The organism is Gordonia sp. KTR9 (genome assembly GCF_000143885.2).
Taxonomy (GTDB): Bacteria; Actinomycetota; Actinomycetes; order Mycobacteriales; family Mycobacteriaceae; genus Gordonia.
This window is the reverse complement of sequence record NC_018581.1, coordinates 920,575-933,125: the sequence shown is the minus strand read 5'-3', so window position 1 is coordinate 933,125 and position 12,551 is coordinate 920,575. Positions and strand designations below refer to the sequence as shown.

Annotated in this window: 12 protein-coding genes; 9 read left to right on the top strand and 3 right to left on the bottom strand. The window is 69.1% G+C overall.

The window, feature by feature from the left end:
• Positions 1 to 148 precede the first annotated feature (148 nt).
• The 3 genes from eccA to KTR9_RS05010 all read left to right on the top strand — a co-directional run bounded on the left by eccA (position 149) and on the right by KTR9_RS05010 (position 3,015).
• Positions 149 to 1,930: a type VII secretion AAA-ATPase EccA gene (gene eccA, locus KTR9_RS05020; RefSeq protein WP_014925486.1), complete on the top strand. Its 1,782-nt coding sequence runs from the start codon at positions 149 to 151 to the stop codon at positions 1,928 to 1,930.
• A 63-nt stretch (positions 1,931 to 1,993) separates the two neighbouring features.
• Positions 1,994 to 2,461 carry a hypothetical protein gene (locus KTR9_RS05015; protein WP_044505921.1) on the top strand — a complete coding sequence of 156 codons (468 nt, stop codon included), beginning with the start codon at positions 1,994 to 1,996 and terminating at the stop codon, positions 2,459 to 2,461.
• 14 nt (positions 2,462 to 2,475) lie between these two features.
• Positions 2,476 to 3,015 (top strand): hypothetical protein, encoded by a 540-nt coding sequence (locus KTR9_RS05010; RefSeq protein ID WP_010842112.1) that lies wholly within the window; start codon positions 2,476 to 2,478, stop codon positions 3,013 to 3,015.
• Between the two features lie 15 nt (positions 3,016 to 3,030).
• Here KTR9_RS05010 and KTR9_RS05005 read toward each other — a convergent pair whose 3' ends face one another.
• The 3 genes from KTR9_RS05005 to cysD are packed head-to-tail and all read right to left on the bottom strand — an operon-like array spanning position 3,031 to position 6,674.
• Positions 3,031 to 3,810: a 3'(2'),5'-bisphosphate nucleotidase CysQ gene (locus KTR9_RS05005; protein WP_014925484.1), complete on the bottom strand. Its 780-nt coding sequence runs from the start codon at positions 3,808 to 3,810 to the stop codon at positions 3,031 to 3,033.
• Positions 3,811 to 3,864: 54 nt separating this feature from the next.
• On the bottom strand, positions 3,865 to 5,727 hold the full coding sequence (gene cysC / locus KTR9_RS05000; RefSeq protein WP_014925483.1) for an adenylyl-sulfate kinase: 1,863 nt from the start codon (positions 5,725 to 5,727) through the stop codon (positions 3,865 to 3,867).
• On the bottom strand, positions 5,727 to 6,674 hold the full coding sequence (gene cysD / locus KTR9_RS04995; protein ID WP_193363253.1) for a sulfate adenylyltransferase subunit CysD: 948 nt from the start codon (positions 6,672 to 6,674) through the stop codon (positions 5,727 to 5,729). The genes cysC and cysD overlap by 1 nt, the downstream gene beginning before the upstream one ends.
• Positions 6,675 to 6,760: 86 nt before the next feature.
• Between cysD and KTR9_RS04990 the strand changes: the two genes are divergently transcribed.
• The 6 genes from KTR9_RS04990 (at position 6,761) to KTR9_RS04965 (ending at position 12,545) form a co-directional block, all read left to right on the top strand.
• Entirely contained in the window at positions 6,761 to 7,690 is a 930-nt protein-coding gene (locus KTR9_RS04990; protein ID WP_044505917.1) for an IclR family transcriptional regulator, read from the top strand.
• Between the two features lie 120 nt (positions 7,691 to 7,810).
• A complete protein-coding gene (locus KTR9_RS04985) occupies positions 7,811 to 8,284 on the top strand; it encodes a hypothetical protein (RefSeq protein WP_044505915.1) in 474 nt (157 codons plus the stop codon).
• Positions 8,285 to 8,348: 64 nt separating this feature from the next.
• Positions 8,349 to 9,272, top strand: coding sequence for an enoyl-CoA hydratase (locus tag KTR9_RS04980; RefSeq protein WP_014925479.1), 924 nt, complete (start codon positions 8,349 to 8,351; stop codon positions 9,270 to 9,272).
• 2 nt (positions 9,273 to 9,274) lie between these two features.
• Complete coding sequence (locus KTR9_RS04975; RefSeq protein ID WP_014928748.1) at positions 9,275 to 10,441, top strand: acyl-CoA dehydrogenase family protein; 1,167 nt, start codon at positions 9,275 to 9,277, stop codon at positions 10,439 to 10,441.
• Positions 10,442 to 10,446: 5 nt separating this feature from the next.
• Positions 10,447 to 11,415, top strand: a complete 969-nt coding sequence (locus tag KTR9_RS04970) for an acyl-CoA dehydrogenase family protein (RefSeq protein WP_014928747.1) — start codon at positions 10,447 to 10,449, stop codon at positions 11,413 to 11,415.
• Positions 11,412 to 12,545 (top strand): acyl-CoA dehydrogenase family protein, encoded by a 1,134-nt coding sequence (locus KTR9_RS04965; RefSeq protein ID WP_014928746.1) that lies wholly within the window; start codon positions 11,412 to 11,414, stop codon positions 12,543 to 12,545. Before KTR9_RS04970 ends, KTR9_RS04965 begins: the two co-directional genes overlap by 4 nt.
• The last annotated feature ends 6 nt before the right edge of the window (positions 12,546 to 12,551 follow it).

Here is a 12,551-nt window from a genome sequence, read left to right as displayed (position 1 = left end):
GGTCGGGCCCTGGGAGATCTGCGCCCGGTGCCGGCGCGGTCTAGCGATACTCTGTCCCCGGCGACCGCCCTCGCGGTGTGTCGCCGTTGCACCCGGGGAGATCGATACAGGGGACTCCGTACGGGATGGGACGACACAGGGGGAAGCGATGGCCGATGTCCGCAAGGCGAGGGCGCTCTTCGAACTCGGTGTCCTGTCGCTGAACATCCCCGTCGAAGGTCAGGAACCCGTCGACAATCCCGCGCAGGCGGCCAAGGCCTTCACCCGCGCGACCGAATGGGACCCGTCCCTGGGCGACGCCTGGATCGGCCGCCTCGCCTGCGGCGACAGCAGCAACGAGGTCCTCCTGGGCCTCTACCGCGCACGCGGGTCGATCGGCGCCGAGCAGCGCCGGCTCGGACTTCCCCCCGGCACCATCGCGGGGCGCTGGTACACGGGCATGATGATCGACTTCCCGGCGTCGAGCGCCGTCGAGGCGACGGCCGCCTACGCCGCCAGCCTGGTCCGCGGCGCAGATTTCGCCGGTGCCGAGGAGGTTCTCGACGAGGTGCCCCCGGCCCATCGCGTGCCGATCGTGGACTTCGTTCGTGCCTTCCTCCATTTCGCCACCCAGCGCTGGCCCGACGTCCTGACGTCGCTCACCAGGTCCGATCGGTGGAACGACCCGTACATGCAGGCCGTCGCCGACTTCATGGCCGGAACGTCGTGTGTCCATCTCGGCATGCTCGGCGAGGGCATGCGGCGGTTGCAGAACGCGGTCGACGGCCCGATCGCGGCGTGTTCGACCCAGGCGATGTTCGTCTACGGCCTCGCGCTGCGCGAGCAGGGCCACGAGGAGAAGGCCAAGTCGATGTTCGAGCAGGCCTATGCTCGTGACCCGTCGCTGGCGGCCGCGGCCGAGGCGATCCGGTCGCCCTCCCTGCGCGTGACCGCCACGACGCCGGAGCAGATCGCCCAACGCACCGACCGGTGGGACCCGAAGTCGGTCCCTGATCGCGCCGAGACACTGGTGTCGGGAACCGCAGACTCCGACACCCAGAGCTCGCTGGTGACCGAGGCGCAGCGCGAGCTGGCCGAACAGATCGGCCTCGACTCGGTGAAGCAGCAGGTGGCCAAGCTCCAGTCCACCGCGACACTGGCAAAGGTCCGCGCCGACCGCGGGTTGTCGACATCGGCGCGCAGCCTGCACCTCGCCTTCACCGGTCCGCCCGGCACCGGCAAGACGACGGTCGCGCGCATCGTCGCCAAGATCTATTGCGGTCTCGGATTCATCAAGTCCGACAAGGTCGTGGAGGCGACCCGCCGCGACATGGTCGGCGAGCACCTCGGCAGTACCGCGATCAAGACCTCGGCACTCATCGACTCCGCGATGGACGGTGTCCTGTTCATCGACGAGGCGTACACGCTGATCCAGCAGGGCTTGTCCGGTGGCGACGCGTTCGGCCGCGAAGCCGTCGACACGCTGCTCGCCCGGATGGAGGACGACCGTGACCGGCTCGTCGTCATCATCGCCGGCTACGACGCCGAGATCGACCGGTTCCTCGCGTCCAACGACGGCCTGGCATCGCGCTTCGCCCGCCGCGTGCGCTTCGACTCCTACACCCCCGACGAGCTCGCTCGTATCGCCGAGTTCATTGCGCGCAAGCGGGATTCGTCGTTGACCCACGAGGCGATGTTCGAGATCGAACAGGCATGTTCGCCCCTGTACCACGACGTCCGCGAGCATCAGGGCACCACGCGCCGTGCCACCGACCTCGCGGGTAACGGCCGGTTCATCCGCAACATCATCGAAGCGGCCGAGGAGGAGCGCGAGTTCCGCCTCAGCAGTGCCGGCGATCTCGACGCCCTCAGCCAGGACGACCTCATGCGCATCGAGACCGCGGACGTCCGGGCCGCGATCTCCGGCGTCCTCTCCGGCCTCATGCGCTGACCGACCGCCCCACCATCACCAGCCGGGTCCCGACCCGGATCACCTTCTCCGAGGAGTCCCGTCATGTCCGTCCCCGCCCGCCGCAACCGTCCGGCGCAGCTGGCCGCGACCATCACCCTGACCGCGCTGGTGACCCTCGCGCTCGGGGCGTGCTCGTCCGACGAACCCGCGCCCGCCCCCGGGACCGCCGCGTCGACGACGAGCAGCGTCGCGTCCAGCAGCACCGAGACCAGCAGCACCGAGCCCAGCTCCGGCGGGACCACCAGCGCCGAGTCGAGAACCCGCGGGACCACCACCGGAACGCCGACCCGCACCACCGCGTCGCCGTCGCGCGGGTCGGGTTCCGGGCCCGCGTCGACCATGACGTGCACGGAGTTCCGCGGACTCGACGACGCGGCGCGGACGGCGGTGCTGCGCGAGCTGGACGTGACCTCGAACGCGCAACAGGTGGCCACCGTGGCGGCGACGGTCTGCCTCACCCGGCCCGACGACACCATCGCCGCTGTCGTCGCCGAACTCGTCCCGCGCTGATAGCTTTCTCAACCATGAGCGATCGTCCGTGGACCCTGCTGCACGGACCACTGTTCAGCCGCGACAGCCCCCTCGAGCGCAAGCACGCCGCGCCGCGGATCAGCGCCTACATCTACGGCAACATCCTGATCCTCGCGGTACTCATCCCGCTGCACGTCGAGGACGACTTCGTCGGTATCGCGATCCTCGCCGGCACCGCCGCGTCGACCTTCATCGCACACATCTTCGCCGAGGCGGTCGCCCGCCGGGTGTCCGACGGCCCGATCGAGCCGACGAGATCGGAGGTGCTGGGCCATCTCCGCGACTCGGTGCCGATCCTGACCTCGGCGCTCCTGCCCTGCGCGATCCTGCTGCTCGGCCTGATCGGCTGGATCGAACCCCGTACCGCCCAGCTCGTCGCGGAGATCGTGATCCTGCTGCGCATCGGCGGCACGGTCTTCGTCATCGACCGGCTCAACCACGAGCAGCTCAGCCGCGGAACGGTGTTCAGTGCCGGCGCGGTCACGCTGGTGGCGACCGTGATCGTCGTGATCAAGGTCGTCGTCACGCACTGAGGCGCGACGGGTTCGTCAGCCGCCCGCGCCCTCGGTGGTGACCGTGAGGATCGCCTCGGTGAACTCCGGCCGGCAGATGACGAGGTCGGGCAGGTAGGTGTCCTCGTTGTTGTAGACGAGCGGCGAACCATCGATCCGACCGCACCACAGGCCCTTTGCCTTCGCGACGGCGACGGGCGCGGCCGAATCCCACTCGTACTGGCCGCCGGCGTGGACGTACGCGTCGGCCTCACCGCGCACGACCGCCATCGCCTTCGCCCCGGCGGACCCCATCGGCAGCACCTCGCCCGCCATGGCCGCGGCCACCTCGTCGGCGAAGGCCGGTGGGCGTGAACTGCTCACGACGACGCGCGGGACACCGGTCCGGGGGCGTGACGCAAGGCCCTCCACGGGCTCGACGGCCGAACCGTCGTCGAGATAGGTCACCCCGAGGGCCGGCAGCGCGACCGCACCCGCGATCAGTCCCTCGTCCGCCGACCAGAGCGCGACGTGCACGGCCCAGTCCGTCCGACCGCCGCCGGGTTCGTACGTGCCGTACTCGCGGGTGCCGTCGACCGGATCGATGATCCACACGCGCGACGCCGACAGCCGCGACTTGTCGTCGGCCGACTCCTCGGACAGCACCGCGTCGTCCGGGCGCTCCTTCGCGAGCCGCCCGAGGATGAACTCGTCGGACCGCCGGTCACCCTCCTGACCGAGCTCTTTGCCCGTCAATCCGCTGGAGCGCCGGATGTCGAGCAGGAGTTCACCTGCGGCGGTGGCCAGTTCACCGGCCAGGGCACGATCGTCGGTCACGGGGATTCCTCTCGGTCGGGTACCGGGACGGCATGGAGACGGCGCTCCACGCACTCACAGACCCAGGTTACGCAGCACCAGGTCGGCGACCTCGGACGGCGGACCGTCGTCGGGGGTGATGACCAGATCCGGGCTCGACGGCCGCTCGTACGGCGAGTCGATACCGGTGAACTGGCTGATCTCCCCCCGCCGCGCGCGGTCGTAGAGCCCCTTCGGGTCTCGTCGCTCGCACTCCGCGAGCGGGGTGTCGACGAAGATCTCGTAGAACGGCAACCCGCGCTCGACGTGGATCTCGCGGGCCCGCTGCCGCTCTTCGGCGAACGGGCTGATGAGCGAGACGATCGCCACCGATCCCGAGTCGGCGAACAGCGCCGCGACCTCACTGGTCCGGCGGATGTTCTCGCGCCGGTCGTCGTCGGAGAAGCCCAGATCCGAGTTCAGCCCGTGCCGCAGGTTGTCGCCGTCCATCAGGTAGGCCGGACGCCCCTCGGCGACGAAGCGCCGCTCGAGCTCGACCGCCAGCGACGACTTGCCCGATCCGGACAGACCCGTCAGCCAGATCGTGGCGCCGTGGTGCGGACGGTGCTCGCGGGTGACCTTCGTCGCCTGCCACACGACGTGACTGTCGTGACTCACCGGCGCGGTGATCATCCCCGCCCCGACGGTCCGATTGGTGGCCTCGTCGATCAGGATGAAGCTCCCGGTGTCCCGGTTGCGCCGGTAGGAGTCGAAGGTCACCGGCTCCTGGGTGTGCAGGGCGACACGCCCGATCTCGTTGAGCGACAGCCCCTCCGCCTTCTCGTCGCGGTGCAGCGAGTTGACGTCGAGGCGGTAGTTGAGTCCGTTCACCTGCGCCCGGGTCAACCGGGTGCCGCAGAGCAGCTGATACCTGTTCCCCGGTCGCAGCTCGGCGTCCTCGGCGAACCAGCACACCATCGCGTCCAGGTCGCGGCCGACGTACGGACGGTTGTTGGGCCGTGCCAGCATGTCGCCGCGCACGATGTCGATCTCGTCGGCGAGTTCGACGGACACGGCCATCGACGCGAAGGCCTCGTCGACCGGCTGCCCTCCCGGCGCCCAGATCTCGGTGATGGTGGTGCTGAAACCGCTTGGTAAGACCACGATCTCGTCGCCCCTGGCGAGCACTCCGCCCGCGACCGTACCCGCGTAGGCGCGGTGGTCGGCACCATCGCTGCGTTGCGGCCGGATCACGTACTGCACGGGCAGGCGGGTGTCGATCAGGTTGCGGTCGGAGGCGATGTAGACGTGCTCGAGATGATTCAGGAGCGGCCGCCCCTCGTACCAGGGCATCGCCGCGGACTGGTCGACGACGTTGTCGCCCCGCAGGGCCGACATCGGGATGAAGGTCAGGTCCACGACGTTGAGCTTGGTCGCGAAATCGACGAAGTCCGCGCAGATCTCGTCGAACCGCTCCTGCGACCAGTCGACGAGATCCATCTTGTTCACGCAGACCGTCAGATGCGGGATGCCGAGCAGCGACGACAGGAAGGCGTGCCGCCGCGTCTGTTCCAGCACGCCCTTGCGCGCGTCGATGAGGATCATCGCCAGATCGGCGGTCGACGCACCGGTCACCATGTTGCGCGTGTACTGCACGTGACCCGGTGTGTCGGCGATGATGAACTTCCGCCTGGGCGTGGCGAAGTAGCGATAGGCGACGTCGATGGTGATGCCCTGCTCGCGTTCGGCACGCAGCCCGTCGGTCAGCAGGGCGAGGTTGGCGTACTCGTCACCGCGCTCGGCGCTGGTGCGCTCGATCGACTCGAGCTGGTCGGTGAAGATCGCCTTCGAGTCGTAGAGCAGTCGCCCGATGAGCGTCGACTTGCCGTCGTCCACCGAACCGGCGGTCGCCAGCCGCAGCATCTCCGTCGCGCCGCCGACAACGTTGAGGTCGCCCATCAGAAGTAGCCTTCCTTCTTGCGGTCTTCCATCCCCGACTCGGAGATCCGGTCGTCGGCGCGCGTGGCGCCGCGCTCGGTCAGCCGGGTCACCTCGATCTCCTCGATCACCTTCAGCACGTCGTCGGCGCCGGACAGGACACAGCCGGTACACGTGGCGTCCCCGACCGTCCGGAACCGCACGGTCTCGGTCCGCACCTCCTCGCCTGGGAACTCCTGCAGGAAGCGGGTTTTCGCGAGGAGCATGCCGTCGCGGGGAATGACCTCGCGCTGGTGCGCGTAGTAGATCTCCGGTAGATCGATGTCCTCGGCCGCGATGTACTGCCAGATGTCGAGTTCGGTCCAGTTGGACAACGGGAACACCCTGATGTGCTCGCCCTTGGCGTGACGTCCGTTGTAGAGCCGCCACAGCTCGGGTCGCTGCTCGCGCGGATTCCACGCGCCGAATTCGTCGCGGAAGCTGAACACACGCTCCTTCGCCCGCGCCTTCTCCTCGTCCCGACGCGCCCCGCCGAACACGGCGTCGAAACGGTTCTCGGTGATACCGCGCAACAGCGCCGTCGTCTGCAGCCGGTTGCGGCTGGCGCCCGGCCCGGTCTGCTCGACGACCCGCCCGGCGTCGATGTCGTCCTGCACGGAGCTGACGATCAGGCGGACCCCGGTGTCGGCGACCACCCGGTCGCGGTACTCGATCACCTCGTCGAAGTTGTGTCCGGTGTCGACGTGCATGAGCGGGAACGGGATCGGCGCCGGCCAGAAGGCCTTGCGTGCCAGGTGGAACATCACCACCGAGTCCTTGCCGCCGGAGAACAGCAGAACCGGCCGTTCGAAGGTGGCGGCGACCTCTCGGAAGATGTGAACCGACTCGGCCTCGAGCGCGGCGAGGTGCGAGAGCTCGTAGCCGCGGTGGAACGGACGTCCATCGGTTGTGGACTCGGTGCGATCCAGACGACGTTCGCCGTCGGCATCGATGGTGATGGCCACCGGAGCAACCCCCTTGACATGTCGAATATTCGACACTAAGTGTTGACAATGTGACACAAACCGTAGGTGACTTCTCCTCCGCGCGTCAACCGGCACGCGCCGCGTCGCCGCCGACCGCCCGGGTCGTCCGCATCGTCGAACTCCTCGCGGGTGCGGAGCAGCCGTCGATGACCCTGGCCGAGATCGTCCGCCAGACCTCGATGTCGCGCGCCACCGCCCATGCCGTCGTCTCCGAACTCGTCGAGTGCGGGTGGCTGATCCGGGATCCGTCGGCAGGCACCTTCGCCGTCGGACCGGCCTTCGTCGGACTCGTCCGCAGCGCCGAGAGCGCCGATCACCTCGTCCGCTGGGCCGCATCGGCGGCGCGCGAACTCTGCGACCGATTCGACATCCCGTGCTTCGTCGCGCGGCGGACCTCGACGGATGCGGTCACCCTCGCCTCGCACGCGTTCCCGGCCCACCTCGCCCCGGAGTCCGCGCCACATCCGTGGCTGCGCAACGGCAGCCGGATTCGGCTCCGTCCGCCGATCTGCCGCGAGTTCATCGCCTTCGACCCGGACGACGCACGGTCGGACTGGGTCGGCCAGGCCGCGGAGTCCACCCGCACACGACTCCGCATGGTGCTCGACGTCGTCGCCGACCGCGGTTATTCGATCGAGCGCATGACCGACGACCACGTGGCGATGATCGAGGCCCTCAGCTCCCTCGACACCATGTCGGACACCCTGCGCGCGAGGGTCGGGGACCTGCTCACCGAGCTGTCCGTCATCGACTACCTGCCCGAGGAGATCGATGCGTGCGCAGCCGACGACACCGGGGTGCCGGTGGTCACCATCGGCGCACCCGTCTTCGATGCCGGGCAGCGGGTGGTGGCGGCGATCGTCGTCTGCCCGAACCGGGAGCTCCGCGTCGACGAGCTCCACCGGCTGGGCGAGGCCACCCGGGCTGCCGCCGACGGGATCTCACGCCACCTCAGGTGAGAACCCATCCACCGATCGAATGAACATGCTGCGCCGAAACGACACAAAACGGGCTTTCCACGGGGAAACTGACCGGTGATCACGCCATCCGATCACCGCCACCAGCAAGGGAGTCGAGACATGCCCGGCACGAAGACGATCACCCGGTTGGCCGCCGCCGCCATCGCACTGACCTCGGCCGCCGGCCTCGGCGCCGCTGCCACCGGCGAGGCGAACGCGGTGACGCGCGAGTATCCGCTGTCGAACTGCATCGGCCTGAGCCCCAACGTCGTCGACGTCCCGTTCCTGGCGCGGCGCACCATCGTCAGCACGTACGCCGGCAATGCCTACATCGCCACCGACTTCACCAGCTACTTCCCCGGCGGATACCAGTCCTCCGCACGCCTGGACTGGCACAACCTCGCCACCGGCAAGCGCGGCTCGAAGGTGAGCAACGTCCGCGTGAACCCGCCCTATCAGGGCGTCCACTACTTCGTGATCCCCGTCAGCCAGATCGGCAGGGGACGCGTCAACGTCACCTTCGGCGCGGTCAACCGCAACGCGCTCTGGAGCATCCCGTCCACGAGTTGCAGCGGGAGCGTCGTCATCCCCTGAGCCAGTTCCGCCGATCACCCACACCGACTACCAACCAAGCACTTGCTAGGTTAGTCTCGGGGGCATGAGTGACGTCGTCATCCCACCTCCGCTCGGACCCGACGATCTGGGCCCGGACACCTCACCGGTCGCCTACGAGACCGGCGGACCCGAGGGCGCGGTTGCCTATGTGACGCTGAACCGCCCGGAGTACCGCAACGCGCAGAACTCGGTGATGACCTATTCGCTCGACGCGGCGTTCCGCAAGGCGGTCGACGACGCCGCGGTGAAGGTGATCGTGTTGCGCGCGAACGGCAAGCACTTCTCCGCCGGCCACGACATCGGCACCCCGGAACGCGACTTCGACACCTACTACGAGAACGCGGCCGTCCTGCACTGGGACCACACCGACAAGACCGGGGCCGACCAGCGTCTCGCGCGCGAGATGGAGGTCTACATGGGGATGTGCCGCCGGTGGCGCGACATCCCCAAACCCCTCATCGCACAGGTCCACGGCGCCTGTATCGCGGGCGGTCTCATGCTCGCCTGGATCTGCGACTTCATCGTGGCCTCCGACGACGCGTTCTTCTCCGATCCCGTCGCACGGATGGGCATTCCCGGCGTCGAGTACTTCGCGCACGCCTTCGTGCTCGGCCCGCGCCGGGCGAAGGAGATCCTGTTCACCGGCGAACGTTTCACCGCGACGCAGGCCGCTGATTGGGGCATGGTCAATCACGTCGTCCCCCGCGACGCGCTCGAGACCAAGGTGAACGAGATCGCCGAGAAGGCCGTCGCCATGCCGATGCAGGGTCTGTTCCTCAGCAAGAAGGCCGTCAACATCTGCGAGGACCAGATGGGGCTGCGCACCTCCATGGACTCGGTGTTCGGGTGGCACCACTTCGCGCATGCCGCCAACTCCGAGGCGGGTGGCGATTCGCTCGGCGGCATGGACGCGAAGTCGATGAAGGCGTCGGCGTCCACCGGCACCACTGCGGCATCGGGGAGCTGATCATGGACCTGCTCTTCGACGACGCCGCCGACGCCTTTCGGGCCGAGGTCCGCGCCTGGCTGGCCGACAACGTTCCGCGCGAACCACTTCCGTCGATGGACACCGCCGAGGGATTCGAGGCACACCGCAAGTGGGAGCGGACGATGGCCGCCGACCGGATGTCGGTCGTCAGCTGGCCCGAGGAGTACGGCGGCCGCGACGCCCCGCTGCTGCACTGGGTCATCTTCGAGGAGGAGTACTACCGGTCGGGCGCACCCGGGCGAGTGAGTCAGAACGGCATCTTCCTGCTCGCACCCACCCTGTTCGAGCACGCGAGTCCCGCTCAGCTGGAACGCATCCTGCCGCGGATGGCCAACGCCGACGACATCTGGGGTCAGGCGTGGAGCGAACCCGAAGCCGGCAGCGACCTCGCATCGCTGCGATCGACCGCCGTGCGCACCGACGGCGGCTGGCTGCTCAACGGCCAGAAGACCTGGAGCTCGCGGTCGAGTTTCGCCGATCGGGCCTTCGGCCTGTTCCGCACCGACAAACAGGCACAGCGTCACAAGGGTCTCACCTACTTCATGTTCGACCTGCGCGGTGAGGGCGTGACCGTCCGTCCGATCGCGCAGCTCGACGGCGAGGCCGGGTTCGCCGAGCTGTTCCTGGAGAACGTCTTCGTCCCCGACGACCCGTCGAATCCGGGCGAGTCGGGTGTCATCGGCGAGGTGGACAACGGGTGGCGGGTCGCGATGAGCACCGCGGCCAACGAACGCGGACTGTCACTGCGCGCACCCGGCCGGTTCCTGGCCACCACCGACCGCCTGGTCGAGCTCTGGCGGTCGAACCGCGAGACCGTCCCACCGACGGCGAACACCGATGCGCGCGTGGCGGATGCGTGGATCGGATCGCGTGCCTACGAACTGTCGACCTATCAGACCGTGAGTCGCCTCGCGGCCGGCGGCTCCCTCGGCATGGAGTCGTCGATCAACAAGGTCTTCTGGTCCCAGTGGGACATCGCCGCCCACGAGACCGCGCTCGACCTGCAGGGTCCCGCAGCCGAACTCGACGACCAGTGGACCAACGGCTACCTGTTCTCGCTGTCCGGGCCGATCTATGCGGGCACCAACGAGATCCAGCGCAATGTCATCGCCGAACGCCTGCTCGGCCTTCCCCGCGGAGATCGGTGAAACACATGGACTTCCGACTCTCCGACATTCACACAGACCTCGCCTCGACGGTGGATGCGATGCTGGGCAAGGCCGACATGCCGACCGCCACACGTGCCTGGGCGGCCGGTGACCGCGCGGCCGTCGCCAAGGTCTACTCACAGCTCGCCGATGCCGGCATCAGCGGACTCCTGATCGACGAATCACACGGCGGCAGCAGTGCCGGGGCAGTGGAGATGGTCGTCGCCGTCGAACAGCTCGGACGCCATTGCGCCCCGGGCCCGATCGTCGAGAGCGTCGCCGTGCTGCCGATCCTGCTGCACGACGCCGACGTGTCGGGTCCGCTCAGCGACCTCGCCGAAGGGCGACTGGCGACGTGTGCGATCGGACCGCTCCAGCCACTGGCCGCCGACACCGCCTCCGCCGACGTCTATCTCGTCGTGGACGGGGTGCTCTCACGCGCGACCGTGCTGAGCACCGAGGCCTCGGTGGACGGCACGCGCACCCTGTCCCGGGTCACCGCCGGGGAGGTGCTCGCGACCGGCGTCGACGCCGCCGACGCCGCCGACGCGGGTGCGCTGGCCACAGCCGCGCAGCTGCTCGGTCTGGGTCAGGCCATGCTGTCAATCGCGTCGGAATACGCCCAGTCGCGCAAGCAGTTCGGCCGCCCGATCGGGTCCTTCCAGGCCGTCAAGCATCACCTGGCCGACGTGGCGATCGCCATCGAGATGGCGCGTCCCCTCGTCCACGCGGCCGCCCTGGGCATCGACGGGCAGGTCCCGGAGGGCACCGACGTCTCCCGCGACGTGTCCGCGGCCAAGGTCGCGGCCGCCGAGGCCGCCGACCTGTCGGCCCGGCGCTCGCTGCAGGTGATGGGCGCGATCGGTTACACCGCCGAACACGACATCTCGCTGTACATCACCAAGACCCGGGCACTGCTCAACGCCTGGGGCTCGCCCGCCGTACACCGCCAACGCATCCTGGAGACGCTGTGACCGTCAGTACCGGCACCGAAAGCCGCGGCACCGAGACCCTGCCTCCGTCCCCGGCGATCGGCGCCGAGGAACGGGAGGCACTCGTCGACGCTGTGCGGGATCTGCTGCGTCGCCGCGGGGACTCGACAGCGGTCCGCGCCGCCATGTCCGCTCCCGGGCGGATCGACTCAGGTCTGTGGCAGACGCTGTGCACCGAGATCGGTGTGGCCGCGCTGGCGATACCCGAACGGTTCGGCGGTGCCGGGGCGTCGTGGGTGGAGTCGGCCGCGGTACTCGAGGAACTCGGCGCCGCACTGAGTCCCGTCCCGGCGTTCGGCTCCGCACTGGCCACCGGCACGATCCTCATCGCGGCCGACGACGACGCGTCGTCGCGACTGCTGCCCGCCCTGGCCGCGGGCGAACGGACCGCCGCGCTGTGCTGGGCCGATGAGCGCGGCTGGCAGACCCCCGGAGTGCGCGCCGACGCCGGACTGCTGTCCGGAACCGCACATTTCGTCGTCGACGGCGAGTCGGCCGACCTGTTCCTCGTGCTCGCGGCCGGCCCCGGCACGCACGTCACCCTGCACGAGGTGGCCGCCGATGCGGAGGGCGTCTCGGTGTCGCCGATGCCTGTGCTCGACCCCACCCGGGCGCTGTCGTCGGTGCGGTTCGACGAGGTGGCGTCCTCGGCGATCCCGGCACCGGACGACCTCGCGCCCCGCCTCCGTGCGCTGGCGTGGGCACTGCTCTCCGCCGAGCAGGTCGGGGGCGCCCAGCGAGCCCTCGACCTCACGGTCGACTACACCAAGTCGCGCAAGCAGTTCGGTCGCACCATCGGATCGTTCCAGGCGCTCAAACACCGGATGGCCGACATGTACGTGTCGGTCGAGACGGCCCGGTCCATCGCTCGGGCCGCGGTGGCGGCGATCGCCGCCGGCGATCCCGATGCCGCGGACCTGGCCCTGGCCGCCCACGTCTACTGCTCCGACGTCTGTCGTCGTGTCGCGGGCGAGGCGATCCAGTTGCACGGCGGGATCGGCATCACCTGGGAACACGACATCCAGCTGTATTTCAAGCGCGCCCAGGGCACCTCGCAGATGTTCGGTGCACCCCACACCGCGGTGGCCGAGCTCGCCCGCTCCCTGCACTGACGACGA

Excerpts from the sequence above, each read along its gene's own strand:
- eccA (WP_014925486.1), top strand. The coding sequence starts at position 149 with ATGGCCGATGTCCGCAAGGCGAGGGCGCTCTTCGAACTCGGTGTCCTG.
- KTR9_RS05015 (WP_044505921.1), top strand. The coding sequence starts at position 1,994 with ATGTCCGTCCCCGCCCGCCGCAACCGTCCGGCGCAGCTGGCCGCGACC.
- KTR9_RS05010 (WP_010842112.1), top strand. The coding sequence starts at position 2,476 with ATGAGCGATCGTCCGTGGACCCTGCTGCACGGACCACTGTTCAGCCGC.
- cysC (WP_014925483.1), bottom strand. The coding sequence starts at position 5,727 with ATGGGCGACCTCAACGTTGTCGGCGGCGCGACGGAGATGCTGCGGCTG.
- KTR9_RS04985 (WP_044505915.1), top strand. The coding sequence starts at position 7,811 with ATGCCCGGCACGAAGACGATCACCCGGTTGGCCGCCGCCGCCATCGCA.
- KTR9_RS04980 (WP_014925479.1), top strand. The coding sequence starts at position 8,349 with ATGAGTGACGTCGTCATCCCACCTCCGCTCGGACCCGACGATCTGGGC.
- KTR9_RS04975 (WP_014928748.1), top strand. The coding sequence starts at position 9,275 with ATGGACCTGCTCTTCGACGACGCCGCCGACGCCTTTCGGGCCGAGGTC.
- KTR9_RS04970 (WP_014928747.1), top strand. The coding sequence starts at position 10,447 with ATGGACTTCCGACTCTCCGACATTCACACAGACCTCGCCTCGACGGTG.